Origin of the sequence: Nonlabens sp. Hel1_33_55, assembly GCF_900101765.1 — a bacterium.
GTDB lineage: Bacteria > Bacteroidota > Bacteroidia > Flavobacteriales > Flavobacteriaceae > Nonlabens.
This window is the reverse complement of the sequence record NZ_LT627735.1, coordinates 965,280-991,612: the sequence shown is the minus strand read 5'-3', so window position 1 is coordinate 991,612 and position 26,333 is coordinate 965,280. Positions and strand designations below refer to the sequence as shown.

Genomic DNA, 26,333 nt, shown 5'->3' with positions numbered 1-26,333 from the left:
AATTTTTAAGCGATCTATTCAATTTAAAATAGCTAGGTTTCAGGGGAAAAACCTACTATTTAAAATTATGCAGATGCCACAATCTGTCGTTGTTCCTCATTAAACATAAAGGCTAATTCAGGCTTTAAGGTTTTAAACGCGTTTTTGAAATTGTTTCCAGATTGTTCTATGACAACACTATCGTTACTTTTTAAACGAATTTGCATTTTAAGGGTGCTAATTAGTTTATCTCGATTGTCAAATGTTCTACTTAAGAAGCAATAAATAGTCGAAATATGGGATTCATCTCCCATTAGTTCTTCCAGAGAATCTGTGATAAACTCTTCTAATTTTTTACTTCTAGTTAGGTGGTTATAGTTGAAGTGTACCATATGTAATTAATTTGGTACTAATATACCGACTAAAAACACTTATTGATCGACTAAAGGGAATATTAACAGTATTTATGGCTTTTTATCGGTGTTCAATGACTCTTTAACGTTTTGTCGATCTTTTTCATCGGTCTTTTTCATGCTAGAAAACAGCATTCCCAATCCTAATGCTAGGATAATAACGGCTAGAGAAAGCCACTCTGGAAACTCGACATGATGAACTAATATTAGTTTTATCCCTACAAAAGCGAGGATCGCAACCAGGCTATAATGTATATATTGAAATTTGTCCAGCAGATTGGACAAGAAGAAATACATACTACGTAAACCCATTATCGCCAGAATGTTACTAGAGAATACTAGAAAAGGATCTGAAGTGATGGCAAGAATTGCAGGAATCGAGTCCAAAGCAAACAGGATATCAGTAAGCTCAATAACTATTAATGCAAGAAACAAAGGTGTCGCAATACGTTTCCCCATTCTCTGAACAAACATCTTCTGGCCGTCCAATGTATTGGTCACAGGGAACAGTTTGCGTGCTAGCTTATAGATATAAGATTTCTCTGGATCAAACTCTTCATCGTGTGATGTGAGCATACTGTAAGCCGTATATAATAAGAATGCACCAAACACATAAGTCATCCAGCTTATCTCATTAATCAAAGCCACACCAAACAGGATCATCAATGCTCTAAATACCAGTGCACCTACGATTCCCCAAAAAAGCACTCTATGTTGGTACTTAAGCGGTATCGAGAACGATTTGAAAATAACGGCAATCACAAAGATGTTATCTATACTAAGCGATAGTTCAATGAGGTACCCGGTAACGTATTTAAGAGCAGCATTTGAAGCGGTTAATCCATCAGGATTTGCAATCCATTCATTTTGATAAATAAGATAAACGGCACCAGTAAAGGCTAGAGCTATTCCTACCCAAAGCGCTGTGTATTTAGAAGCTTCTTTGGTATCAATGACATGAGCATTGCGGTTAAAGACAAATAAATCTAGCGCCAAGAAGATGGTCACTAGAATAATAAAGGATACCCATACAATCATAAAGAGGTGAATTTAAAATAAGGCCGTAAAAGAAGCATTTTCTCTTACAGCCTTAGTAATCGTCAAAGATACAAGTGTTACGGTATGTCTACCGCTGCTGTATCTGAATTAAATAATTGTGTAATATCGCCATATAGCTTTGTGATGATGGCTTTTTTACCACGCACTGCAATAGGATAGATCAACATGTCAGGTTCTTTCTGTAAGATCTTTATCGCACCATCGTTGTCAAGGGAAACCTTCTCGCCATGCTTTTCAACAAAAGAACTGTGATCTGTTGGAATGATATCTTTGACCTCCATTCCTAAAAGATCTGCGAGCTCTGTATAAAGTGTTCCTGTGACTTTTTCTTTAGTCACGTCTATCGCACGTAATTTGACTTCTGCAGATTCTGCATAAGCGTAGACTTCTCTGTGATTTTTAATGTCGCTATTATATAGTAGAACGATTTCGTGTTCGTCGGTTGCTATGGATACCATCTTAATGATTTATCATGTCTGCCTTACGCTTCTCACATTGCGTTTTGAGTTGAGAAACAACTTTCTTTACAGACTCTTTAAATGTATCGTGAGATTCTTCTGCAAATAATCTTGGTCCTGGAGCGCTTAGACGTATTTCTGCAATCATTCCAGTCTCGCGGCTCGATGTGTTTTCTTTTCTAAAGAATACATCTGCTCTTGTTACCCAGTTATATCGGTCAAAAATGGGTTGAAGTTTTTCGGTTGTATAAGCCTCTAGTTCCTGGCTTCCTGTAACGTGTTGGTAGTTGAAGTTTATGGACATATATGTATGTTTTTAAATAAAGATAAGTGGTGATGGAAGTTCTCTTCCCTAATTTAATCAATTCTTAGCATTGATTTACATATTCTTTAAGGTTATCGATGACTAGTAAAGGTTACCTATGTTTTATCCAGTTGTTACTAAAACAACCTTTCGAAGGATTTTCTTTCAACAACCCTTTTGATCCAGATAGTACTATAACGAAAAAACTTCTTGTTCTAAGTATATTCGTGAAATGAAAAAGTTATTGTTTGTTGTTGTGATGGTTGCAAGTTTCGCTTTCGCGAAAGCGCAATTAGGATTCTGCTCTGGTGCATCCGGTGAAGCCATTTTTACAGAAACATTTGGTCGTGGAATCAATAGTGGACCTCCTTTGAACGCTATGCAAACCAATTACACCTTTGTGAATTCAGGCACGCAGGATGGTCAGTATACAATTTCTAATAATTTAGAACAATTTGTTGGCACATTTCATAATACTCCTGATCATACTGGAGACGTCAATGGGAAGGCTTTGATTATTAACGCTTCATTCGCAGCGGATCAATTTTATCAAACTTCAATTAATAATTTATGTGAGAATACAAATTACGAGTTTAGTGCGTGGATCATTAATTTATATAATCCTAGTAGTGGCTTTTGTTCAGGTCGCGAAATTCCCATTCAGGTACGTTTTGAAATATGGGATGCGACAGACACTAACCGTCTTGCTGATGGAATTATGAACCCCAGATTTGGTGAAAATCAGCCCACATGGATACAGTACGCACTCACATTTACAACTGCCGCAGGTCAAAATGGCTGTATTCTCAAAATGATTAATGAAGGTGATGGCGGCTGTGGAAATGATCTTGCAATAGATGATATTGTATTCCGCACCTGTGGAGATGTGGTACAATTGGAGGATAGCAATAATGATGTAGAAGCCTCTAGATGCGTTAATGATGCTAGTGAATCCATCACGTTGACTGTCAATACAAGTGAATCTATTTATGATACTCCAGAATATCAATGGCAATCCAGTACTGACGGTACCAACTTTACAGATATCACTGGTGAAAACGGAAATTCTTTTACATCGCCTACAATTACTAATACTACTTTTTACCGAGTCAAAATTGCCGAGGATGCGGTGAATTTATCTGGATCTGAATGTGCTAACTTCTCGGGTATTTTTGAGTATAGAGTAGTGGACGCACCAGCAGCAACAGCAGTTGACGATGATGTTAGCGTTTGTACTGGAGAACAAGGGACGTTAGAAGTTCGTGTTGCTAACGGTTTTGTTATTGATTGGTTTGATGCACCTACTGGTGGTAATGCGCTTGTGACGGCTAGCAACTCGATACAGGTAACTCAATCAGGAACTTACTATGCAGAAACACGTGATACCGACTCTGGTTGCACTAGTGCTGATCGAGTCGCAATAGAGTTTACAGTAAGTGATCCACCGTTATTAAATGGTCAGGATTTTGTAATCTGCCCAAATGAAAATGTATTGTTGGATCCACAAGCGAGTGATACGTTTAGCTATGAATGGAGTACAGGCGAGATGACACCAACAATTGAGGTAAACACCGCTGGAACCTATACGTGTGTTGTCACCAACACAGATGGATGTAGTGCGACTACCTCATTTAATGTGAGCACCATCGATGCACCATTAATCATAGAGTTACAAGAAAATGCAGATGTTCTTACGGTGATAACCAACGATGGCAATTTTCAATACCGAATCAATGGTGGTGATTATCAATTGAGCAATAGACTTGACATAAACGGGATCTTACAGGCTGTGGTTGAAGTCACTGACCTGGAGAATTGCACCACGGTTACTGAAACATTCAATCGGCTGGGAATCACACAATTTTTCACACCTAATGGCGATGGGTTCAACGATGTTTGGGAAGTTGGTAATCTAGCGGCCTTTCCTGGCGCACGAGTGGAATTGTATGATCGTTACGGTAAGCTATTAAAGGTAATGGATGAAGCAGATCCCAACTGGAATGGAATCTTCAACAATGAACCTTTACCTAGTAGCGATTATTGGTACCGGGTTACTTATGAGGACGTAGAAATAAAAGGGCATTTCTCTTTGAAACGTTAACTACTAATTGTTTAATTGCTTTTGAATTAGTTCGCTTTCGCGAAAGCGTAACAAAACAAGAACCTTAAGCACATCATCATATTAGGAAAGTAGGTTTGCTCAAAGGACTTCAAATAAAAAATCCAGACAGTTCGAACCGTCTGGATTTCTTGCAACTTATAGAGTAGTCTAATTAAGTATCTTGAACTCGCTTCTTCTATTTTTGCGGTATTCTTCTTCCGTACAAAGACCTTCATTTACACATTTGTTAAGCGGTTGCATTTCACCGTAACCAATGCTTCTCAAGCGGTTTCTGTCAATACCTTTACTTACAATGTACTCTAGTGTAGCGGCAGCACGTCTGTTGGATAAGTCCAGATTGTAGTCCGCTGGACCACGCACGTCTGTATGCGATGAAATCTCGATTTCCATTTCAGGATATTTGTTCATAATCATCACTAGATTATCTAGGGTAGAAGCAGCCTGTGGCTTGATGGTGGACTGGTCAAAATCAAAGAATATCTGATCCAATTCTACCTGAACATCACCTTTACGATCTGGCTTGATCATTTCTTCAGCATCGTCATAGGACAATAAAGAAAGCTTTATATCATGGCTGATTTTACCATTTTGATCTGTTGAAAAATTAATATTCTGCGGTATGTACAATTTGCGTGTTCCTCTTACGGTGTACCTTCTGTTAGGTCTGATCTTGAAAAAGTAAGTTGCATCATCTCCAACTATGGCATCGTCAATCACGGTACCACTTTCATCTAGTAATGAAACCAATGATTCTGGTAGGAGCTTATTGGTGATACTATCTTTAACAACGCCGCCAACAGCATATTTGTCCAGCATATTTTCCTCACGGTAGGATGCATATAAAACATCGATACCACTACGATTTGATGAGAAATATGCCTTGTCATTTTGTTCATCAACGATGTAGGCAAAATCATCTCTAGAACTATTGATGGATTGTCCCAAATTAATTGGTTCTTCAAAAGCTCCGTTCACCATATCAGTTCTATGGATATCAAGGCCACCTAATCCAGGCATTCCATTAGTAGCATAATACAGAGTATTTGTATCACTGATATAAGGGAATTGATCCAAATGCTGCGTATTGATTACATCACCTAAATTTTCTGGCTCACCATAAGAGCCGTCTGGATTTATGGACACTTTATAAATATCAAACTCACCGTAACCACCAGGCTTGTTGCTTGAGAAGTATAGCGTCGAACCATCCCTACTCAAAGACGGATGTTGATTGCTATAGGTTTCATCATTGAACGGTAGCGACTGGATGTTACTCCACTGGCCATCGACCAAGTCGGCTCGATAGAGATGCATATTGGATATTGGCACTCCATCTACTTTAACGCGTTGCTCATTATTTCTATTGAAATACATGACGGTTCCAGTTTCATTAAAAACAGCGTTGCTCTCATGCAGGTCTGTATTAATCTGATTGAAAGGTTCAATGGATTTAAGCGAGCCGTCTTGATCCAGCTTGGCTTGATATAAATCCAAATACGGCAAGCCATTCCAGGCGTAAATAGGCCTATTTGTATTTCTCGACGAAGCAAAAACAACTTTGTCTGCATTCATAAATGTCATTCCAAAATCGCTACTGGATCCACTGTTAGACATTGGTCTCACGCTGAAAACGTGCGGTGTGGTCAATTCAAGTTCCTTCAAAAACTTTTTGGTATTCCACGATTGACCTTGATAATAGAGCATGTAGTTATCTGCTTTATCATAGTCTTCTATAGCCATAAGTGATTGTGCATATCTATAAATGCGATCAAAATCTTCAATAGCATCACCATTATCCTCAATTTTGGAATAGGTAAAAGCGGCTTTGGCCATATCACCTGTGTAGTAATAACTATCTCCAAGTTTCTTCAGAACTTCTGTTGTTGGCTTTTGATTCTCGTAATTTTTTACGGCCTCATAATAAGCTTGTTTTTGAAAAAGCCTATTGGTTTGCTTTAAGCTCAAATCTTGTGCTTGCCCGACAATAGAACAGCCTAGCACGGTAAGTATTAAGTATATATTTAATCTCATAATGATGGTATCTTATTAAAAGAATCTAGGAGAACGGTCAAACCCACGATCCCATGCTTTAGATTTTATATTGAACAGAATCATAACTTCATGGGAGCCAGTATTGTAATTCCCAAGGTTACTCAAGGTATAATCATAGGCGTAACCCACACGTAGGTTAGGAGCTATTCTATAATTAACCAATCCAGAAACAGCGTCGCCTACACGATAAGCCAGTCCAGCTTCAAACTTGTCATTAAATAGCACATTTGCAGTCACATCCAGTGTTAGCGGCGCACCTTGCACACCTCTAAGTAAGAAGGCAGGCTTTAGTTTGATAGCATCATTTACATCTAAAACATATCCACTGGTCAAGAACAGGTGAACATTCTCCACACCGGTAGTTTGCACACCGTTTTCATTCTCAAGGTGCTGTGTCGTCAGGAGATTTGGTGCAGAAAGGCCTGCATAAAATCTATCTGTGTAATAGAATGCACCAGCACCAAGATTTGGGAAGGTCTGGTTGATGTTGTCCCTGAAGGCAGCATCAGTATCGTTACCACCAGATTGCAACGTAAATCCATCAAAGTTGGCATCGAATAAGGTAACTCCAGCTTTTAAACCAAGCGACAACTTGCCTTGTTCTGAAACAGGAAGTATGTATGCAAAATCTGCATAGATGTTATTTTCAGTAACAACATTTCCTATGTCATCGTTTGTAAATGAAAGTCCCAATTCTATGCGCTCACTTACCGGATAATGGACAAATAGGGAAGCGGTACTAGGTGCTCCTTCAATACCAACCCATTGGGAACGGTATAAGGCACCTACATTTATTTCCTGCTGGTTGCCAGTAGCATAGGCGGGATTTATAATCTTTTGATTGTACATATACTGCGTGAACTGTGGATCCTGTTGCGCAGTAACATTCCATATCAACCCGAAGGCAAAAGCTAGGAATAGACAAGTCGTAGTTTTGTTTTTCATGTGTGTCATCTTTCTGGCTTCTATCTGCTTATGTATAAACGTCCTTGTCTTGGCTTTGTGGTACCGTCATTGAATCGTAGTATGTAGAAATACACACCTACTGGCAACTGGCCATCGCTTAATAGAACTTCTTGATTGGAGAAGCCATCAAATCTTGGCGTGCTGTCATCACCTTTATAGACAACGATTCCGTTTCTATTGAAAATTTCTATTTCAAAATTCGGGTAGAGGAAACCTAAGCCATCAACATCAAATGTGTCATTGACTCCGTCACCATTAGGCGAGAATCCATCAGGTACAACCACATCGTCGCAATCAGTTAGATCTGGTGTGACTGCGAGTCGAACACTACTTTCGCAATTGGTAGCAGAATCCACCAATACAGCGTAATACGTAGTATTTGCAGTCAATAAAGCAGAAAGCGATAGAGGCGAAGTGCTATTCTCTTCTGCATACCAGATTACATTGTTATTATTTGCATCATACTCATTAATGTTTTGAGTAAGTTCCAATAAGGTTGGACTGTCATTGAAACAGAATAAGTCTCCGTCAACCGCTAAGGTTGGAGTAGGAGCATCATTGACAATCACATCGACTGAAACTCGTTCATCAGATTCACATCCTGTAGCGCTCGTTTGAGTAGCGAAATAAGTCGTTCCATTTACAAGTGCAGTATCATCAGCAAGTGGCGTGGTCGAATCAACCGAATCGTACCAAGTAATGTCTGTTCCAGAAAGGGCAGCATCAAGATTCATAACTACTGGAGCTTCACTAGCACAAAATGTTAGACTAGGAGAGGTCACTGTAGGTGCAGCAGTATCTTCTATCATCACATCGATCTGTGAAACCGCGTTAGTATCACATGGTCCAGTTGCTGCAACCGTGTAGGTATAAACTCCAGCCGTATCTACACCAGGATCAAATATATTGGTGCCACTGGCTAGCAATGGTGACCATGTTCCATTCGTATCTGGAGTTCCACCTAATCTTGTGGTCAGGTCAAAAGCTTCATCAATAAAACAAACCATAATAGTTGCATCTGTTCCTGCATCAGGAGCAGTGGTAATGGTAACATCTACAGTTGCTGTTGACGTATTACAACCATTCATTACAGTATAGGTATAAGTTCCCGCTGGATCGACTAATGGATCAAGAACTCCAGTATTACTTGCAAGAGCTGGTGACCAGGTACCGCCAGCATCAGCTGATCCTAATAAGGTGAACAAGTCAATCGTTCCATTATCAGAGCATAAATCAATACTAGTACTGGTTCCAGCACTCACTTGATCTTGTATGGTAACTGTAGTAATGGTAGTGCTATCAGCACAAGGTGCGATGCCATCAATTCTATATTCAAAGTTGTAGGTTCCAGGAAGTACGGCACTACCATTAAAGGTAGATCCACTTAAGGCTCCTGTATTATCTGTATCGACCCAAGTTCCTCCAGCGTCTTGAGAGCCATCCAAAGCTGTAAACAAATCAATCATGCTCGCATCGCTACATTCTGTTATTGGTGACGCAAGTCCAGTATTTGGCGTTTCATTAATAGTAATCGTTACCGCAGTAGCTGTAGAAGATTCACAACCCGTAGTCGCATCTGTCTGTGTTGCATAATAATCAGCACCATCTACAAGAGCATCAGTCGATGCCAGTAGGTTGGTCAGTTCCATATCACTGTACCATTGGATATTGTTTCCAGTCGCGCTTAAATCTGCTACAGTCGCTTCATCACAAAATGCTTGTGATGCTGGCGCAGCTGGCGCTACAATATCATTGATGGTTATCGTGATGGTTTCTGAATCATCGACGCAGCTGCCAGTTCCTGTTACAGTATAGGTGAAATTGTATGCACCTTGTGCGAGCTGGCTTAGGTCAACGATATTGTTGGTCAAAGCTCCAGTGGCGTTATCATCATTCCATGCCCCACCAGCATCATTACCTGCAAGCTGATTGAACAAATCCAATTGCTGTCCTGCAGTGACGTCTTCCAAACAGATTTCAAAATCAGTTCCCACGCCAGCTTCTGGCGGATCTGTAACCGTAACTGTCACCGTTGACATCGCTGTACAACTTGCATCAGTTACCGTATAGGTAAAATTGTAAGAGCCAACTGCCAATTGGGTAAGATCTACAATGCTGCCGTTCAAAGCTCCTGTAGTATTATCGTCTGCCCATTCACCACCAGCATCTTCACCAGCCAACTGATTAAATAAATCAAAGGGTGAGAAAATAGCAGTATCGGTTTCACAAACTTCGAATGGAGTAGGAGTTCCAGCTTCTGGAAGTTCTGTAATGATAATGGTTACCGTAACTTCTTTATCGGTACAACCGCCTATAGGTGGTACGGTATAGGTAAAGTTAAAACTACCAGTTCCCAGTGTCGCTAGATCGATTGGATTGGCAACTGAAGTTCCAGTAGCGTCAGAACCTGCAAACCAGGATCCGTTAGTGTCTTGTGTGCCATCTAGTAATGAGAATAAATCATAAGGCGAGTTTGCAGCTGCTTCATCCTCACAAACCTCAAACGGAGTTCCCACATATTCACCAGACTCTGGAGCTGGTAAAATTGTAATTGTAATAGTTTCGCTATCGGTACACGATCCATTGTCGATGATGTATGTAAACGTATAAGGACTATCAGCTACTGTGAAACCACTAATGTCAACGGTGTTTGAAACCGTGTTGCCATCAGCATCTGTCCAGATGCCATTATTGTCATCTTGTGAGCCGTCCAATGCGTTAAATAAATTAAACGGAGAATTGTCTGCGGTTTCGTTTTCACAGAATTCAGCTGGTATTGCTGTTCCCGCATTGGGATCTTCTAGTATGTTGACTTGTACTGTAGTGTTTTCTTCTGGACATGGATTGGGATCCACGTTTTGGCTGTAGGTAAAGTTATAAGTTCCAGCCGCCAAAGCTGTAAAGTCAAAAGTAGAGGATACCACTGGATCAGAACTCGTTGTTCCCTGCGTCCAGATCCCGCCAGCATCTTCGTTATCGATCAACTGAAATAAATCATAAGCCGCCGAAGCATCAGAAACACAAAAGCTCAAAGGATTTAATGCGGATGGTATTCCAGAGGTCAGTATCTCGTTGATCACGATCACAACCGTAGCAGTTTGATCAGGACAAGGAGCTGTTCCTGGAACGGTATAAACGTAACTGTAAGCGCCTATGCCTAGACTGCTAATATTTGTAGTTCCTGTATTTCCATTGGTTATTGTAGTAGGACCAGTCCAGGTACCATTTGTATCAGGATTACCCACTAATAATGGAAAAAGATCAAAATCTGCTTGAGGTATGTCGTCCTCACAGTATTCTACCGTTGTTCCTTGACCAGGAACCGGCGGCTCTGCTATGGAAACAGTTACGGCAACAACCTCGCTTTCACAAAAGAAGTTGTCCGCTTGTACATAATAGGTCTCGCCATCTACTAATAAGGTAGAATCCATAAGTGCTGGCGGTATGGGATCATTGTTGTTGTCAACGGTCATGTACCAATTGAAGTTATCAGTAGTTCCTGGATTCAAATCTGCAACCGTTGGTGCCGTATCAGAACAAAATTCCTGAGTTGTAGGTGGAGTAGGACTTGCTGGAGAATCAAAGACCGCAATACTTCCAGATTCTATCTGGCTGGTACATCCCGCAGCATCGATAAAAACGATAAAATAATTTGCATTGTCCGGTAAGACTTCATTTGGTTGTCGCTGATCGGTCAACTGGAAATCAGAATAAACTTCTACAGATCCACCAGGTGGCGTGTTGGGTGCCAGTGCCTGATCAATATAGGATTGTATCGTTGGGTTCTCATTATCACAAAAGATCGCCTCGAGGCTTTGACCGCTGGGATCAACGGTAAAATCTACTACCAGTTCATCACGAGTACCGCAATTACCAGTAGTATCGCCAGCATAGTAAGTGCCTTGACGTACCAGTTGTGATGGAGCCAGTGCCTGGCCACCGGTGGGATTTCTATACCATCTAATGGGATTGGGTCCTGCGGTTGCAAATGCATTCAAATCTGCAAAGGTGAGTCCGGCACCATCACATATCACTTGTGGTGATACGGGAACCATTGGACATTGCGCCTGCATTTGCAGCATTGGTAGAAATAGGAGCAGGAACAGCAGCCATTTCGCTTGCAATGTGTTGTTTACGTAATTTTTCTTCATAAAATAAAAGCCTAAATAAGGTGGATGTGGATCAAGAAGGGTAAAAGAAGAGGTTTAAGTTAGTTGTTAGATGTGGCTAAATATATAAGAATAGCGGTAGCCTATCACTTTAATCTGATAAATTAGGTATTTATCGTTAGGATTAATCGACGAACGGTACATTCTGTTAAAAAATTAAGTTTTGTCAATCTAGCTAGCTGGAATAATTGTTGGAATGATAGAAGAGTAGTTACGCTTTCGCGAAAGCGGACTCAACATCATCATCATTGCATATAAGGACATTCTTGTGAGTGACACGGTTCGTGCAATCAAGTTGTGAATAATGCAGAACAGCAGCCGAAACCATTATAATAAAGTGCTAACTGGTTTTTTAGTAGGATTTTACCAAATCGCATGGCATAGTTTTGGTAATTTGATATGAAAATAAATGACTATGAAAATGCTTTCCAATATATATACTAGATGTGCCGTGGCTGTTGTCGTGCTGGTAATGATAACAGCGTGTGGCGTGAAGAAATCTGGTACGCCGGCAGAGTTTGCTAATCTTTCCAATTTAATGAATAATGGTGAAACGATTAGAATTGAGATGAATGCGGCATATCCACTTAATACGTTTGCCTCACAGCAAGTCATTAATCAGATCATGCGCAATACGGGCGATACTGCAAACCGCATAGATCTAACTGGTGATGGTGCGTTCCTAGAATTTAGTGCCGATACGGTGAGCGCTGATTTACCGTTTTTTGGAGAGCGTCGTCAAGGTGGTGGTTATAACAACACTCAAGACAGCGGAATTTTCTTTGAGCAAGCTCCAGAAGATTACCAATTTGCAGCCAATGAATCTGACTTGCAATACGACGTAGATTTTGAAGCCAACAATAAAACGGAAAACTTTGATGTCAATGTGGTGGTTTTCGCAAACGGTAGCGCAACGGTTTATGTAAGAAGCAGCGCTAGAACAGTCATACGTTACGACGGCAGAGTGGTATCAACTTCTGACACCGAGTAATCATTAAAGGGAACTATTGTTGTGGTATCCTAAATATTCTATTTGACATAATATACATTATGGTTCAATATAAGTTTAAATGTAATTGATAGTTAAACAACATTAAGATCATCTCAGACACAATATTGAAAAAAGTACCAAGGATCAAAGCATCTTAAAACATTCAATCCTCACAAACGGCATAAAACAAACTCCCAGAAACAACTATGATATGATCAGATGAAATATATTCTGGATGGATTCTAACAAAGCTTTTTAAATCATCATCGGTTGGGTTTTCATGATAAGGGAAAAACTGATCTTGTGCATTTAAAGTTTCTGGGAATAATTCATTGTTGAATATCTTATCAAAGTATGCAAGATCCTCAGAATTGATATCGGCATATTCAGAGCGTTTTTTAAGGGAGCTTTGACCTGACATGGTCAATGTGTTATTTTCAAATGTTGCCGTAAAAGAGCCGCCTTGAGAATAATCTGATGATAAACCTACCAGTATAAAATCGTTGTACTTTCCAAGACTGTTAAAACGATAGACATCTGCAGGTGGCGCTTGAATCTCGCCTTCATAATATTCTCTTTCATCTTTGAAATAAACATCAATCTGGTTCAAAGCTTCGGGCTGTTTGTAAATGTATGGATAGGTAAAACAATTGGCCTTTTCATTAAATAACGGGATAAATGGCTCATCATCATAAGCGTTGAATCGTAACGCAACTTCATTAAAATCGTTCATACTCACTCTCACACCTACCGAATCATTTACAGTAGAATTTTTTTTAGCATACAACACGGCTCGAGGTTCTTTATGGAATGTAAACTGAATTATGGATCCATTCTGTTCCCAAGTTCCTTTTTGAATTCCACCAAAATAAGCGATTGCAAAGTGATGGTCTGCCGAAATTATGATACTTGAACCGCCTTGAGGATCATTGCTTGGTATATGATAGCTTCCAGAAATATCGGCTGATGATTCTTGGGCATGACCAAAACTAGCCATGCAAAACATCACGAATAAGAAAGTGTATTTCATAAGTAGCTTTTCAAAATTAAATGAAAGGTAACTCAAAGATCTATAGCGATTATTTTCTAAGACCACTACTCTACTTTTTTCAAATCAGTGATTCTATGGGATTTAAAGCCATTGCTTTTATTAGATTGATAATTGCTCGCTCTCATGAAATATCGCCCTTATTTCAACAAACCAATACTTAACATTTTTTAAGCTTTTCAGATCTCCTTTTGAAAAGCTTATGGCTTAGTTTTGCCGCCGCAAATTAATTATCAAGAATCTCAAAAGGGAGATAGCAACCTGCAATAACAAGCAAGGTGCTGAATAGATAAGCCAAGTTTTTGGAAAAAATGTTAACTCATACTTCTATTGCTAGGTTGCTGTTTCCCTTATCTGAATATAAGATATGGATCAAAAAACTATAGTTACCCCTAAATTTTCAGCGCTTATACCGCTTTTCGTTTTCGTTTTCACTTTTCTAGGCGTTGGAATATATCAAAACGATTTTTACGCACTACCGGCACCAATTGCTGTAATTGCCGGTATCATCGTGGCGTTCCTGATGTTCCGCCAGACGATTGAATCAAAAATTCAAACCTTATTAAGGGGTTGTGGCGATGATAAAATTTTGACTATGTGTCTTATTTATCTATTGGCTGGTGCGTTCGCAGCTATCACTAATGCTACTGGCAGCGTGGATGCCATCGTCAATATAGGACTCGATTTTATCGCCGTTCAATATATCTATGTCGGCATATTTGTAATTGCTGCATTCCTATCGGTTTCTACCGGAACATCTGTTGGTGCTATTGTAGCGCTAGCACCTATCGTGGTTGGCTTTGCAGATAAGAGCAGCGCAGACCTTGCAATTCTTTGTGGCGCTTTGCTAGGTGGCAGTATGTTTGGAGATAACCTTTCTGTGATTTCAGACACTACGATTGCTGCCACGCAATCATTGGGTTGTAAGATGAGTGACAAGTTTAAAGAGAACATTAAAATAGCGCTTCCTGCCGCGTTGGTAACGATTGCCATTTTAGTCGTTCAAGGTTTGGATCTGGAGTCTGCAACTGCAGAAGCCATCGTTTACGAATATTCGATACTTAAGATTCTTCCCTATATTTTGGTGATCGCACTATCGGTGCTTGGAGTCAATGTATTTATCACACTGCTTTTAGGCTTTATTAGTGCAGCTATTCTAGGCATTGCTTATGGTGATTTTACCATACTTGAATCTACCAAAATCGCTTATGAAGGCTTTACAGGAATGACCGAGATCTTTTTACTCTCGTTGCTCACTGGTGGTCTAGCTGCCTTAGTAGCTGCAAATGGCGGAATCGAATTTATTCTGATCAAAATCAAAAAGCTCATTTCCAGTCAAAAATCGGCGCAATTGGGAATTGCATCTCTTGTGAGCACTGTCAATCTAGCCATTGCAAATAATACGGTATCTATTATTATCACAGGTCCTATTGCCAAAACTATAAATGATGAGTACCATTTGGATAACAAGAAAACAGCTTCTATTCTGGATATTTTTGCTTGTATTTTTCAAGGATTACTTCCTTACGGTGCTCAGGTGTTGATGATTTTAAGTTTGTCTAATGAGAAGATCAACTACCTTGATTTGGTCTCCAACACTTGGTATTTACTGTTACTATTTATCACTACCATTTTGTTCATTGTTTTCAATACACCTAAAACGGCGGCAGCTATTTAAATCAGGACGCCTAGCGATTCGGTAACTTTGTTGATTCACTATTTATAAGCGAGGTCCAATTAATGACGCCGCTGTGTTACTTAGATTAAAATTTATGATCCCCAAACTTCATTACGTATCAAACGCCAAAACCCCTCAAGAGCATCTGGAAAATATCCAAAAAGCCTGTAGTGCTGGGATTGAACTGGTACAGTTAGACATGCGTCATATCAAAAAAGCAGCTCTGGCAACCTTGGCCGCAGATGTGCTGGAGATCACCTCACATTTTCAAACGAGGCTTATTATCAATAGCCATTATCAACTTGCCAAAACCATCAAAGCAGATGGCGTCTTTCTAGATAAAACAGATGCTGCTCCTACTCTAGTGAGAAAACAATTATTCCCATGGCAGACTATTGGAGCTGGCGCACACACGCTGCAAGATTGCGAGCAACTGATTGCAAACGAAGTGGATTACATTGTTTTAGGCCCTTTTAAAACTTCTGATACTTCACTAAATAAAGCTTTGGGACTTAATGGCTATACCGCTATTGCGGAAGCGTTACAAACCGAAACACCTTTGATAGGTTCTGGCAGCATTACTACCAACGATGTAAAAAACATTATCTCAACTGGTATTTCTGGACTTGCCCTTTCACAAGAACTCACTGCCGATTTCAATTTGATCAAGACCTACCACCAATTGTTGAATGCCTCTTCTACTCAGGAGATGAGACATAGTTTTTAGAAATTGTAAATTATTTTATTGTACTCATCATGATTTATGGTTTAGTCGACAAATCTCTGATCACAGTTGTAGAAACAAAAAACCGATGATGAAATAGTCATAGCCTATTTTGAAATGGTAATAATAAGGTGAGAAGATAAAGAGAATTGAGTCGGGAAATCAAATTTTTAAAAGATTGCTAATATTCAATACTTAAGCAACACCTAAAGTAAAAATTAAAACATGACTTCCAGAAAACTCAAGTTTTTTGGAAGTCATGTTTTACAGTATTCTCTATTAAATAATCGAATTTTTTAATCCACAGTACTCATAAAATCAAGTATCAGTTTCATTCTCTATTTCTAGCAAAGCAACAGGTCCATTATAAGTAAATCCTTTTTTAAATTTTACACGCATATTAAAACGTAAGTGTAAATGTTTTTTATCTCTAGCAAAATATATTCTTTCGCCGTTAAAATCCTGCTTTATAAAACCAAAATAATTCTCTAGTTTAATTATAGTCCCCTCAAATATTACATCTTCTAATCCTTCGGTGACAATACCGCTTATTTGCTTTTTAATTCTATTATCAATCGGTGCTAATCTCAAAAAATCAAAGTATTCTGAATTTTCACTATCCTTCAATAAATATAAAGTTCTAGCATACCAGAACTGAGCAACATACATTTTATCATGTTTAGTAAATGATTTACGCAAATAGTGTTTATGTTCCACATAATTTTCAGGATCTAACTTCATTATTAGTTTGGCATATTGAAAATTTAAATCTTTATTGTTCACATTAAGATCTAACGACTCTTTAATAACCACAATTGCAGAGTTTAAATCATTTTCATTATCGATGTGATACTTAGCTAAACGTTTGGCTAAATAAGGACTTCTTTTATTCTTTTCAAATGCGGTGGTCAGAGATGCTAATGCCTTTGGTATATTTTCAACTAAATTATTGAAACTTGCTTCCGCATCAAATAAGAAACTTTCATTTGGATATAAAGAAGTGGATTTAGTTAAGATTTTTTCGAACTCCTTTATTTTGTCATCTATTAACAATGAGTTGTCATCCTCTTCTTCTAATAGCTTTTTAAGTTCGTAAATATTGATTTTTAGTAATGTGTGATATCCATGTGATATATTTTTATTTCTTCTATTACTTATAATTTCTTTACATATCTCACGAGCCATTGCAAGATTATTTTTAATGATTAGTTTTTGAGAAGATTTTTCTGCTTTTCTTAATAGAAATTCTGCTTTTGAATGGGCAATAAATCCGTTTTTAGGCTCAATTTCATGGGCTTTTTTCAGTAAGGATTCTGCCTTATCTAGATTACCTGAATGCGCATTCATTTCAAAAATGGATTCTTGTTGTAGCAATGGTGCTTGCTCTCCCACATTGTTGTATGCTACAGAATAGATATCTCTAATTTTTTCAGGATCCTTAAAGGAGTCCATTAGTTTTTTTGCATTGGTTAGAGCTATGAAAACCTGACGATCACTTTCATAATCTACATCAAGCTTAGATATTATTTTTAGATAAGTTTCATATCGTGATTCTTGATCAACAAGAACTTGTTCAAAAACTAATTCAGCGATGTGCTGATGTCTTGTGGTGAATACATAGTCGTTTATGACATAATTTCGGTGATTATAGACAACAGATTCCAGCGGATCAAATAATTTTTCTTTAAAATAAGAAAAACTAATTTCATGTAAGCGTGATATTATTCCTGCTCTAGCATAAGCACCAATTCTATGAAAAACACATATAGACAAGTACAATAGTTTTGCTTCTTCACTTGGTATTGACTTATATTCATTCATTACGATGTCAGCAAAAGGCTTTCCGGCAGTAGCTTCGTAAAGTGCTACTAATAACTCACGACCGGATCTATGCGATAAAGCCTCTCTTTGTTCATCAATCGGTTTGCCTGATAAATACCCTAATGATTTATGTTTTTGTAAAAGTTTTAAGAGACCATCGATCTCAGAGTCATTTAGGTATTCTAGTTCATATTCCCTAACAACGAACGGGTATAAACGATCTCCTTCAACATTCCAAACATTAGTCCTTTCAGAACAAATCAGAGTTAGCTTTATTTCGTCTTTTTTAGATTTTTTCAAGATATATTCAATCTCATCTACTCTATCAGCGATGCCATCTACAAAAAGAAAAATTCGTTCTTTTGATAGTTGATATAATTCAGAAATTCGATTATACTCAAGAGAGATATCTGACTTATAAAAAATACAAAGCTTGTCATAAGCAATTGCCGCTTCCCAAGCCAATCTATGCATCAATATAGTCTTGCCAGATCCTGCATTACCTTTAAGTAAGAAAAATTCTTCATTAGTAAATCTATCTTCTTCCTCCACTAAGAATATTTCTAATAATATTGAATCGGTGAGTTTTCTTTCGACATCAAAATTTTTGATGATCGGATCCCAGTTTTCAAAGTATCCCTTGTAAAAAACTTTTGGATCAGTATCTTTTGCTGCTAAGTTTTTATGCACATACTCAGAGTCACGTTCTAAAAACTCAATAAGTCGGTCGGACGGTTCTTGAGCATCAGATTGAAATTTTCTCGTGATTGGATGACCAAAATCTTCCTTTACTAATGTGCTTAATAGGCGTTCATTTTCAGTGATATTATCATCTAGATTCTTGATAAATTCTGCAAAAGAGCATTTGATCGATGAGATTTTTTTTGAATCCCAAAATCTTGCCTCCGCATCGGTTATATGGGGACCGATCATATATGATCTCGGTCTTGCCATACCGAGATTGTTCAATTCTTTTAAAGTGTATCTGATATCATGATCTGCAAAACTGAATCCGACAAACAAAATTGGATATTCGTAGGATGCCTCCTTTAATCTATCGAATAGTCTATCCCTATTTTTTCTATGGTCAATGTACTGATCCGCAGTCAGAATTAAAGGTAATTCAATATCGTTTAGGTCAGTAATCGAACCGTGAAGTTTACTATACATTACTGAATTGGTGATGCTCATTTTATCTTGAACTTTTTCTCCGTTCTTAATAAATGTAGCCAACACTTGTTGCCGTGAAGGCACTTTATCATAGGCACTTTCAATAATTAGGTCATAATTAGTCGTGAAAATTGAATGCCAATTATAAAGAGGTAATCTTAAATGATGCTTTCCAGGAGTGAATTTTTTGAAAATGTCTGCAATAAATTTTTGAACTGTTCCTAGATCTGTTTCGCTTATAGCTAACTCTGAAACATATTGTAAATCACTCCCTAAATATTCTTTTCCTAAAAATTTTAACGCGATTAAATCAGATAATTGTTGACCACTAGGTGGATTTTCTCCATCAGGATGCTTTGCATCGAAGGAAGCTCCAGCTCCTAAAAAGAGTACACATTTTCCTTCCTTAATTTGGTCTAATAAAGCTTTTGGTATGGTAGTATTCGTCATTTAATTCTGACTATTATTTAATTATTGTTGAAATGAAACAAGATAGAGTAAATTAATAATTATAGCTTCAATGAGTTGACGGTAATCATTAATTGTCTTGATAAAAAATATATCCCATTAACATCTTATAGCACTCAAACCTAAGAAATAAACAAAGCTTCACCATCCACCACAACATTTGCAGAAAAAACAAAAAACCCATTAATCCGAGTAAATAATATCAAATCAGCTTCAAATGGATCATCGTGATAAAGAAACTACTTTTGACTAATTAATGGAAATGTTTAATCACCAGGCTCATGCTTATGAGGTTTAAGATCAGGATGTTTTGGCTTATTTGGTGCATTTACTCGTCTTCTCCTGTCTGGGGTTACATCTGGTTTCTTAGGTTTTGGACCTAGTTTAATAGCTTCTACTTTCATAATTGTGGTTTTTAAAGTCTTTATAATATGTATCGACACCTGTATTTTAAAATTATTATAACGCAAAGAACTTCCGTTATGGTTTCCCATAATATGAAGTAAACAGCCATCATCAAAATCTAAATTTCCGACTCTTTAAAGTACCGCATAAAACTCTTCTATACTCCCTTTCGCGAAAGCGAAAAAAACCATCCATCTTCTAATCCTTTCAGCTTAAAGTAACTACGAATTACCGTTAGCCATTGTGAATATCTAGCTACAAATTCACAAGCCTAAGCTTGTCCACCACTCTATATTTGCCGTCCTAAAAAATAATAGATGAGCGCAATCTGGTACGAGTGTAAAGTAAAATATAAAAAATTTGATGAGGCCACGGCGAGTCATAAAATGAAAACAGAGCCTTTTCTGGTAGATGCGATATCTTATACAGAAGCCGAAAGCAGAATTACAGAGGAAATGGCGGCTTATTTAAGCGATAGCGAAGAGATCAAAATTACTAACATCAAAATCGCTAATTATGCCGAGATCCATCCTTTTGAAAACTCAGACCGCTGGTTTAAATCAAAGATTTCGCTTATCGCTGTGGATGAGGAAAGTGGCAAGAAACGCAAGACCAATATCTATTTTCTGGTACAAGCAAACGATGTGAAAGAAGCTTATGAAAATACAGTAAGTGCTATGGCAGACACGATGGGTGAATATTCCATCCCATCTATTGCAGAGTCACCCATAATGGATGTTTTCCCATACTTTACTGGTGAAGAAGAAGATGTAGAACGTTTAAAAAACTTTACAGCCCTTAGGGATTCTAAACGAGTTTCTAATGAAACCGATGAAGTTCTAGAAATGGAAGATTCTCTTGCGGCGGTAGATTGATTACTGATCACAAATTAATAGGATTTGTCCTCAACTTAACACCCCAAGTAGATTTCACTCCTTCTGGATTATAATGATCGTTGTTGATTATTAAACCTACAGGAATCGGCTTCTTGTAAAGTATTATAGTTTGGAAGGGGTGTGTACAATCTTCTGTTAGATTATGCCTGCCTTACTTCAAGAGATGTGATAAATTTTTGGATGCCAGTATCCTAGGAATCATCACATCGCGAGAAATGAATGCCAGTTTCAAATTAACTAACGAGTGACAACTACCCCATGTTTCCTTAGTTCAAGAATTGCGGTAGTCCTTCTAATTTATCAGTTAATAGTTCTTTAAAGCAACTATATTAAAGTTGCATTCTTTCGCAAAAGCGAGCAAACAATTTATTGTTTCAATTCACCTATGGAATTTACGGTAAAATAAATTGGTGCGCGTTCTATTCTAGTCTTTCTAGTTGTAGGTTGGATTTTGAACATAGCATTCAGGAGTAATAAAGGCCCAAGTTTTTGTATTAACGGCCTTAATGGTAGCTGAATTATAGATGAGAATATTTTGTCTAATTCCAGAGTCATTATTTAACTCTGATAAATCATGAATATTATCTGTATCAAATTCCTTGATAAATACTTTAGGTATCGTAGAGCCTAAGTCAAATTCATACATCATCGAGTCAGCTTCTGTAGCTTTCACAACAATTTGAAGATTTTTATTATCATTGACAAAATTATTTGTGTTTACAGGACCGTCAAAAGCAAGAACAAATGGTTTATTTAAAAAGTTGGTCGCTACTGGAAGCTCAACGGTAATGAATGTCGTTACATTATTATACACTGTTGATGCATTAGTCCTTAAAACAATAATACCACCATCTGGCAAGCTATTTAAAGCTGTTGCAATCTGGTTACTTTGAACATTTACTACATTTCTATTACTGCCATCTGGAATATTTACATTTATGGAAGCAATCTGATTAGGTACCTCACAATCTGTAAAATATTCTCCTGCTTTCCCTAAAGAAATCCATTCGGCACCACTCAAAGGGCCTTTACTAACAAGCACTTGACCTAGGGTCCCTTTGCTCCCTTGTGTTGTTGAATCACCTCCTAATCTTATTCCTCCATCGATTTGTATAGAACCGCCGTCAGCTTCTGTTTTGGATATATGCAGGTCACTTTTAGGATTAATTGTACCTACACCTACTTGGGCAAAAGTGAGGTAACATGAAGCTAGCGAAAGGAAAAAAACTATATTAATTTTCATTTGTATTTATTGCTGTTGTCTGCAAGGTAACATCGCAATAATGAATAAAAAAAAAATTAGTCACAACTTCACAGTAAATCACGTTTTTACGCCTTTTAAATACCTTTAAACGGAATTTTAAAACTTCAATGGGGTAAACGGGTGATATTAGATATATTATTTTAAACTAAACACCATACAATGTTGCCAGGGCAAGTTGTCGATGTTTTCAACGAGACTGAACCCAGCAGCTTCCATTTCCTTAACAGATTGAGCTTCGGTCATTTTGTGAATGGTTTTGATGGGAATGGCAGGATCCTCGCCACGGTATTCAATCAAATAGACTTTTCCATCGGGTTTTAAAGACTTCTTGATCGACAACATCATCTCTAATGGATAATTAAACTCGTGATACACATCAACCATCAAGACTTTATCAATGGTGTCTTCTGGCAAGTTCACGCTTTGCTCGCTGCCTTTTATCAGTTCCACATTTGTGGTTTTTCTTAGCTCTTTTTGTCTTTTCATTTCTGCCAGCATTTCTTCTTGAATGTCCACCGCATAGACTTTTCCCTTACTGGCTTTAGGCGCCATTTTGAACACGTGGTAGCCAGATCCTGCGCCTATGTCGGCAATCACGTCGTCGCTCTCGATTTCCATGTTTTCCAACAAAGTACTCACGTTTTCTTCCTGCTCACGTTCAGGTCGGTTCAACCATTCCATGCCTTGAAATCCCATGACGTGGGCGATCTCGCGTCCTAGGTACCACTTCCCTATTCCATTGTAATCACCTGATTTATAGGTGTACACTTCGTTGTTTTCAACACTTTCTGCTTCTTTTTTCTGGCTGTTGCAGCTTTGTAGCGGCGCCATGAAAATGAAGAATAAAGCAAGGATTGTAAACGTTCTCGCTTTCGCGAAAGCGATATAACTTTCAACTTTTCTACTCTTTTCTAACTTCATATCAAAAATTCAATTTCTATTAAGCGGCCTTGCGCAATACTTCCAACGGCGAACTGCTCAATACGCTGCGTATGTTGCTTAATCCTATAGCCAATACCAAAATTGATATCACTGGCAGAAACACTATAAATGGTACCGCAGACGGAATAAACGGTTCTTTGAATACCAACAATGCGAGCAGTAAACTGCTGACTAATGCCAATAGAATTCCTACCAGACTTCCTAAAATTCCCAGAAACAGGTATTCCAGTGCCGTGATTTTGAGAATTTGCTTGTTTTTTGCGCCTAAGGTGCGCAGCAACACACTTTCCTTGATGCGCTGGTATTTACTGGTGCGCACAGATCCTATTAAAACGATGATTCCCGTCAGGATGCTGAAGAATGCCATGAAGTTGATGACCCACGATACTTTGTCCAGAATGTCCTCTACCACCGTAAATACTTGTCTAAGATCAATGATTGAAATATTAGGGAATTTCCTGACCAGTTCCCGTTGCAATCCTGCAGATTCCTCTTCAGTTGGTGCATAGCTGGTCAACACATTGAATTGTGGTGCATCTTCCAACACACCGCTTGGGAAAACAATTGAGAAATTGATCTGGAGATTAGCCCAATCCACTTTTCTTATACTTCCCACAACAGTTTCCATCAGCACGCCTTGTACGTTGAGTGTGACTGGATCACCTACGGTAATCGCAGCATCTGCCGCTAAATTGTCAGATATCGAAATGTTGATACGCTCACCAGGATTTTGTTGCGGCATCCATTGTCCAGCAATAATTTCTTCTGACGGTATCAAGCTGTCACGATAGGTCGTTCTAAACTCATGGTTGAGAATCCAACCACGTATTTGTCTTGTCGTGTCCACACGCAACTCACTGACTAATTTATCCTTAATCTTATGCATGCGCATCGTCACTAGTGGTATGTTATCCAGCACTGGCAACTCGTTCTGATCAAACGTGGCTACCACATCATCCAGTTGATCTGGTTGTACGTCAAGCGCAATAATGTTTGCTCTTTGAGAGGTTTGCCCTATGTCGGTTTTACCTAGAAGAATGTCTTTAGTAAAATACAACGTGCTGACCAAGAATGTTCCTAAACCTATGGCAACTAATAAAACCAGGGTTTGGTTGTTGGGACGGAACAGATTAAGCAGACTTTGTCTGGTGGTAAATCCAGCGCCTTTGGGGAAATAGGTTTTTACCAATCGCATGGCTCCTATTGCGATTCCCGCCAAAATCGCAAACGTCACCAACACACCGCCGACAAAGGCTAGTGCAAATAACCAGTCTTTCAATAACCAAAACGAGAATAAATATAGCGACAGGACAATTAATCCTGCTACTGCGATGCGCGCCGTATTGGATTGCTGTGAGGATTTATCGGTTACTCGCAATACTTCCAACGGCGATACAAACCAAGTGCGCATTAATGGTAACAAGGCAAACAATACCGACATAAAAAGTCCCAACGAAACACCCATAATCAAGGGTTGCGCGGTTATGCTAATCTCGAGTTCAAAAGGCAGAAATTCACTCAAGATAAACGGGAAAGCGTATTGTAATCCAACTCCTATCGCCGTACCTATCAAACCACCCAAAATCCCTATTCCAGCAATCTGAATGAGATATATTAAGAAACTCTGCTTTCTAGATGCGCCCATGCATTTTAATACTGCAACAGCGCTCAATTTTTCTTTAATATAAATATTGACTGAACTCGCAATACCAACACATCCCAATAACAGCGCGATAAAGGCTGCCAGATTGAGATAGGAACCGACATTCTCATAACGCCTGCCCAACCTTCTACTGGTACTGGTATGTGTGTCAAGATCTGCATCTTCTATGTCGAGTTTAGGCTCGATGATATTTTCCAATGTATTCAAATCAGCATCCGGCTGATTGAAAAAGAATTGATATTCCTTACGGCTACCAAATTGTAGCAATTCTGTCGCTTCAATATATTCGAACGGAATCACCACTGGTGGCGCCACAGATGTAGAAATTCCTTCACTTCCTGGAATTGATTTTAATGAACCTGCAATAGGCAAGGTCAATTCTCCAATCTTGATGGAATCGCCTGGCTTGATATTATACTGCAGCATGAGTGTGGCATCTACTAACGCTCCGCCGCTGGTTTGGTAAACATCGCCTGCAGTTGACGGGATCGTTTCTATCGTACCGTAGAAGGGAAACTTTCCTTCAATACCGCGAACGTCGACTAATTTTGTGCCGCCGTTTTTTGGGAAGGCAATCATGGAAACGAAAGTGACTTCCTTAGCGTCTGGTTGTAACGAGTCGATAATCGTTTGCGCTCGCTCGTTGGGAATATCATCGCTATCGATAATGAAATCTGCTCCCATGAGGGATTTGGATTGGCGCTGGATGTTATCCGTTAGGTTTTGCGAGAACAGCTGGATGGAAACCACCGCTGCGATACCCAGAATAATGGACGCCATGAACAAGAAAAGCCTTGCTTTACTAGCTTTAGCATCACGCCATGCCATTTTAAATAGCCAACCTAATCTCAAGGTTGATGTAAGTTTAGAAGTACTCAAATTACTGCAGTAGGTTCGTTGGTTAATATTTGGCCACCTTTCAGTCTCAAGATTTGTTGGGTTCTTGCGGCAAGATCCAGATCGTGCGAAATAATCACGAGCGTAGTACCAGCATCTTTATTCAAATCAAAAAGCAGTTTGATTACTTTCTCTCCAGTTTCTTCATCCAGATTACCTGTAGGTTCATCTGCAAACAAGATGGATGGCCTATTTGAAAAGGCTCGTGCGAGTGCCACACGCTGTTGCTCGCCACCAGATAATTGTGATGGGTAATGATCCAATCGATCTCCCAAACCTACTTTTTGCAAAAGTTCGCTAGCTCTAGAACTCGCTTTCTTGTCACCTTGCAATTCCAAAGGAACGCTCACATTTTCTAATGCGGTAAGTGTTGGCAGCAATTGAAAATTCTGAAAAATGAAGCCAACTTCTTTATTGCGTAATTGCGCGCGCTCGTCCTGGTTCAATTCATTAAGATTATGGCCACAAAGTTCTACCGTTCCCGCGTTAGGTTGGTCAAGTCCTGCACATAATCCCAATAACGTAGTCTTACCACTACCCGACGGACCGACGATGGAAAAAGTCTGACCTTTTTCTACCTCAAAGGAAACATCTTTTAATACCGTCAATTGCTTGGAACCACTAGTATATGTTTTCTCTAGGTTATTTATTTTTAAAATGATACTCATATTATAATTTGAATTTCAGAGCAAAGGTTTTATGTTTCAGTTGAATTAATTAAAATTTAAAGCCAAATCTAATTTCATAGGATTAGAAAAGTACTTTCTAATGGAAAGGATCTAGGATAGGCTTAATATCTTTGACATGAAAAATTTTTAATATTTACCGCTAATCTTATGCTCAA

19 protein-coding genes and 1 riboswitch are annotated in these 26,333 nt (G+C 38.6%); of the genes, 5 read left to right on the top strand and 14 right to left on the bottom strand.

Annotated elements, in window-relative coordinates; all coding sequences use genetic code 11:
- Nucleotides 1-65: 65 nt before the first annotated feature.
- The 4 genes from BLO34_RS04305 to BLO34_RS04290 form a co-directional block, all read right to left on the bottom strand.
- Nucleotides 66-371 carry a hypothetical protein gene (locus BLO34_RS04305; protein WP_090752925.1) on the bottom strand — a complete coding sequence of 102 codons (306 nt, stop codon included), beginning with the start codon at nt 369-371 and terminating at the stop codon, nt 66-68.
- A gap of 72 nt (nt 372-443) precedes the next feature.
- Nucleotides 444-1,430 (bottom strand): TerC family protein, encoded by a 987-nt coding sequence (locus BLO34_RS04300; protein ID WP_090752923.1) that lies wholly within the window; start codon nt 1,428-1,430, stop codon nt 444-446.
- Nucleotides 1,431-1,507: 77 nt separating this feature from the next.
- Nucleotides 1,508-1,909 carry an arsenate reductase family protein gene (locus BLO34_RS04295; RefSeq protein ID WP_090752922.1) on the bottom strand — a complete coding sequence of 134 codons (402 nt, stop codon included), beginning with the start codon at nt 1,907-1,909 and terminating at the stop codon, nt 1,508-1,510.
- 1 nt (nt 1,910) lies between these two features.
- On the bottom strand, nt 1,911-2,213 hold the full coding sequence (locus BLO34_RS04290) for an HPF/RaiA family ribosome-associated protein (protein ID WP_090752920.1): 303 nt from the start codon (nt 2,211-2,213) through the stop codon (nt 1,911-1,913).
- Between the two features lie 232 nt (nt 2,214-2,445).
- Here BLO34_RS04290 and BLO34_RS04285 point away from each other — a divergent pair, with 232 nt between their 5' ends.
- Nucleotides 2,446-4,314, top strand: coding sequence for a T9SS type B sorting domain-containing protein (locus BLO34_RS04285; protein ID WP_090752919.1), 1,869 nt, complete (start codon nt 2,446-2,448; stop codon nt 4,312-4,314).
- Between the two features lie 168 nt (nt 4,315-4,482).
- Here BLO34_RS04285 and BLO34_RS04280 read toward each other — a convergent pair whose 3' ends face one another.
- The 3 genes from BLO34_RS04280 to BLO34_RS04270 are packed head-to-tail and all read right to left on the bottom strand — an operon-like array spanning nt 4,483 to nt 11,504.
- Complete coding sequence (locus BLO34_RS04280) at nt 4,483-6,366, bottom strand: OmpA family protein (RefSeq protein ID WP_090752917.1); 1,884 nt, start codon at nt 6,364-6,366, stop codon at nt 4,483-4,485.
- A gap of 15 nt (nt 6,367-6,381) precedes the next feature.
- Nucleotides 6,382-7,332, bottom strand: a complete 951-nt coding sequence (locus BLO34_RS04275; protein WP_090756433.1) for a type IX secretion system membrane protein PorP/SprF — start codon at nt 7,330-7,332, stop codon at nt 6,382-6,384.
- A 20-nt stretch (nt 7,333-7,352) separates the two neighbouring features.
- Complete coding sequence (locus BLO34_RS04270) at nt 7,353-11,504, bottom strand: gliding motility-associated C-terminal domain-containing protein (RefSeq protein ID WP_090752916.1); 4,152 nt, start codon at nt 11,502-11,504, stop codon at nt 7,353-7,355.
- 433 nt (nt 11,505-11,937) lie between these two features.
- On the opposite strand from BLO34_RS04270, the gene BLO34_RS04265 reads away from it, so the two are divergent.
- The gene (locus tag BLO34_RS04265) at nt 11,938-12,513 is read left to right on the top strand and encodes a DUF4251 domain-containing protein (protein ID WP_157686668.1); all 576 of its coding nucleotides are present in this window, start codon (nt 11,938-11,940) and stop codon (nt 12,511-12,513) included.
- A 163-nt stretch (nt 12,514-12,676) separates the two neighbouring features.
- Here BLO34_RS04265 and BLO34_RS04260 read toward each other — a convergent pair whose 3' ends face one another.
- Nucleotides 12,677-13,543 carry a hypothetical protein gene (locus tag BLO34_RS04260; RefSeq protein WP_157686666.1) on the bottom strand — a complete coding sequence of 289 codons (867 nt, stop codon included), beginning with the start codon at nt 13,541-13,543 and terminating at the stop codon, nt 12,677-12,679.
- A gap of 243 nt (nt 13,544-13,786) precedes the next feature.
- Nucleotides 13,787-13,883: riboswitch (SAM-I-IV-variant riboswitch) on the top strand.
- Between the two features lie 45 nt (nt 13,884-13,928).
- Here BLO34_RS04260 and BLO34_RS04255 point away from each other — a divergent pair.
- Nucleotides 13,929-15,239 (top strand): Na+/H+ antiporter NhaC family protein, encoded by a 1,311-nt coding sequence (locus BLO34_RS04255; protein WP_090752912.1) that lies wholly within the window; start codon nt 13,929-13,931, stop codon nt 15,237-15,239.
- 94 nt (nt 15,240-15,333) lie between these two features.
- Nucleotides 15,334-15,966: a thiamine phosphate synthase gene (locus tag BLO34_RS04250; RefSeq protein ID WP_090752910.1), complete on the top strand. Its 633-nt coding sequence runs from the start codon at nt 15,334-15,336 to the stop codon at nt 15,964-15,966.
- A gap of 315 nt (nt 15,967-16,281) precedes the next feature.
- On the opposite strand, the gene BLO34_RS04245 is transcribed toward BLO34_RS04250, so the two are convergent.
- Both BLO34_RS04245 and BLO34_RS14665 read right to left on the bottom strand, forming a co-directional pair.
- The gene (locus tag BLO34_RS04245) at nt 16,282-19,404 is read right to left on the bottom strand and encodes an SIR2 family protein (protein ID WP_090752909.1); all 3,123 of its coding nucleotides are present in this window, start codon (nt 19,402-19,404) and stop codon (nt 16,282-16,284) included.
- 284 nt (nt 19,405-19,688) lie between these two features.
- Complete coding sequence (locus BLO34_RS14665; RefSeq protein ID WP_172823936.1) at nt 19,689-19,826, bottom strand: hypothetical protein; 138 nt, start codon at nt 19,824-19,826, stop codon at nt 19,689-19,691.
- Nucleotides 19,827-20,144: 318 nt separating this feature from the next.
- Between BLO34_RS14665 and BLO34_RS04235 the strand changes: the two genes are divergently transcribed.
- On the top strand, nt 20,145-20,702 hold the full coding sequence (locus BLO34_RS04235) for a DUF4494 domain-containing protein (protein ID WP_090752905.1): 558 nt from the start codon (nt 20,145-20,147) through the stop codon (nt 20,700-20,702).
- 454 nt (nt 20,703-21,156) lie between these two features.
- Here the strand turns inward: BLO34_RS04235 and BLO34_RS04230 are convergent, their stop codons facing one another.
- The 4 genes from BLO34_RS04230 to BLO34_RS04215 all read right to left on the bottom strand — a co-directional run bounded on the left by BLO34_RS04230 (nt 21,157) and on the right by BLO34_RS04215 (nt 26,157).
- Complete coding sequence (locus BLO34_RS04230) at nt 21,157-21,966, bottom strand: hypothetical protein (protein WP_090752903.1); 810 nt, start codon at nt 21,964-21,966, stop codon at nt 21,157-21,159.
- A 156-nt stretch (nt 21,967-22,122) separates the two neighbouring features.
- Nucleotides 22,123-22,908 carry a class I SAM-dependent methyltransferase gene (locus BLO34_RS04225; protein ID WP_231959559.1) on the bottom strand — a complete coding sequence of 262 codons (786 nt, stop codon included), beginning with the start codon at nt 22,906-22,908 and terminating at the stop codon, nt 22,123-22,125.
- Nucleotides 22,909-22,927: 19 nt separating this feature from the next.
- Nucleotides 22,928-25,420, bottom strand: coding sequence for an ABC transporter permease (locus tag BLO34_RS04220; protein ID WP_090752901.1), 2,493 nt, complete (start codon nt 25,418-25,420; stop codon nt 22,928-22,930).
- 47 nt (nt 25,421-25,467) lie between these two features.
- Nucleotides 25,468-26,157, bottom strand: coding sequence for an ABC transporter ATP-binding protein (locus BLO34_RS04215; RefSeq protein WP_090752900.1), 690 nt, complete (start codon nt 26,155-26,157; stop codon nt 25,468-25,470).
- Nucleotides 26,158-26,333 lie beyond the last annotated feature (176 nt).

Bases quoted from the DNA above. Each gene is read 5' to 3' on its own strand.
- BLO34_RS04300 (WP_090752923.1), bottom strand. From the start codon at position 1,430: ATGATTGTATGGGTATCCTTTATTATTCTAGTGACCATCTTCTTGGCG.
- BLO34_RS04225 (WP_231959559.1), bottom strand. From the start codon at position 22,908: ATGAAGTTAGAAAAGAGTAGAAAAGTTGAAAGTTATATCGCTTTCGCG.
- BLO34_RS04235 (WP_090752905.1), top strand. From the start codon at position 20,145: ATGAGCGCAATCTGGTACGAGTGTAAAGTAAAATATAAAAAATTTGAT.
- BLO34_RS14665 (WP_172823936.1), bottom strand. From the start codon at position 19,826: ATGAAAGTAGAAGCTATTAAACTAGGTCCAAAACCTAAGAAACCAGAT.
- BLO34_RS04255 (WP_090752912.1), top strand. From the start codon at position 13,929: ATGGATCAAAAAACTATAGTTACCCCTAAATTTTCAGCGCTTATACCG.
- BLO34_RS04295 (WP_090752922.1), bottom strand. From the start codon at position 1,909: ATGGTATCCATAGCAACCGACGAACACGAAATCGTTCTACTATATAAT.
- BLO34_RS04265 (WP_157686668.1), top strand. From the start codon at position 11,938: ATGAAAATGCTTTCCAATATATATACTAGATGTGCCGTGGCTGTTGTC.
- BLO34_RS04220 (WP_090752901.1), bottom strand. From the start codon at position 25,420: ATGGCATGGCGTGATGCTAAAGCTAGTAAAGCAAGGCTTTTCTTGTTC.
- BLO34_RS04215 (WP_090752900.1), bottom strand. From the start codon at position 26,157: ATGAGTATCATTTTAAAAATAAATAACCTAGAGAAAACATATACTAGT.
- BLO34_RS04285 (WP_090752919.1), top strand. From the start codon at position 2,446: ATGAAAAAGTTATTGTTTGTTGTTGTGATGGTTGCAAGTTTCGCTTTC.
- BLO34_RS04270 (WP_090752916.1), bottom strand. From the start codon at position 11,504: ATGAAGAAAAATTACGTAAACAACACATTGCAAGCGAAATGGCTGCTG.
- BLO34_RS04245 (WP_090752909.1), bottom strand. From the start codon at position 19,404: ATGACGAATACTACCATACCAAAAGCTTTATTAGACCAAATTAAGGAA.
- BLO34_RS04280 (WP_090752917.1), bottom strand. From the start codon at position 6,366: ATGAGATTAAATATATACTTAATACTTACCGTGCTAGGCTGTTCTATT.
- BLO34_RS04275 (WP_090756433.1), bottom strand. From the start codon at position 7,332: ATGAAAAACAAAACTACGACTTGTCTATTCCTAGCTTTTGCCTTCGGG.
- BLO34_RS04290 (WP_090752920.1), bottom strand. From the start codon at position 2,213: ATGTCCATAAACTTCAACTACCAACACGTTACAGGAAGCCAGGAACTA.
- BLO34_RS04260 (WP_157686666.1), bottom strand. From the start codon at position 13,543: ATGAAATACACTTTCTTATTCGTGATGTTTTGCATGGCTAGTTTTGGT.
- BLO34_RS04250 (WP_090752910.1), top strand. From the start codon at position 15,334: ATGATCCCCAAACTTCATTACGTATCAAACGCCAAAACCCCTCAAGAG.
- BLO34_RS04230 (WP_090752903.1), bottom strand. From the start codon at position 21,966: ATGAAAATTAATATAGTTTTTTTCCTTTCGCTAGCTTCATGTTACCTC.
- BLO34_RS04305 (WP_090752925.1), bottom strand. From the start codon at position 371: ATGGTACACTTCAACTATAACCACCTAACTAGAAGTAAAAAATTAGAA.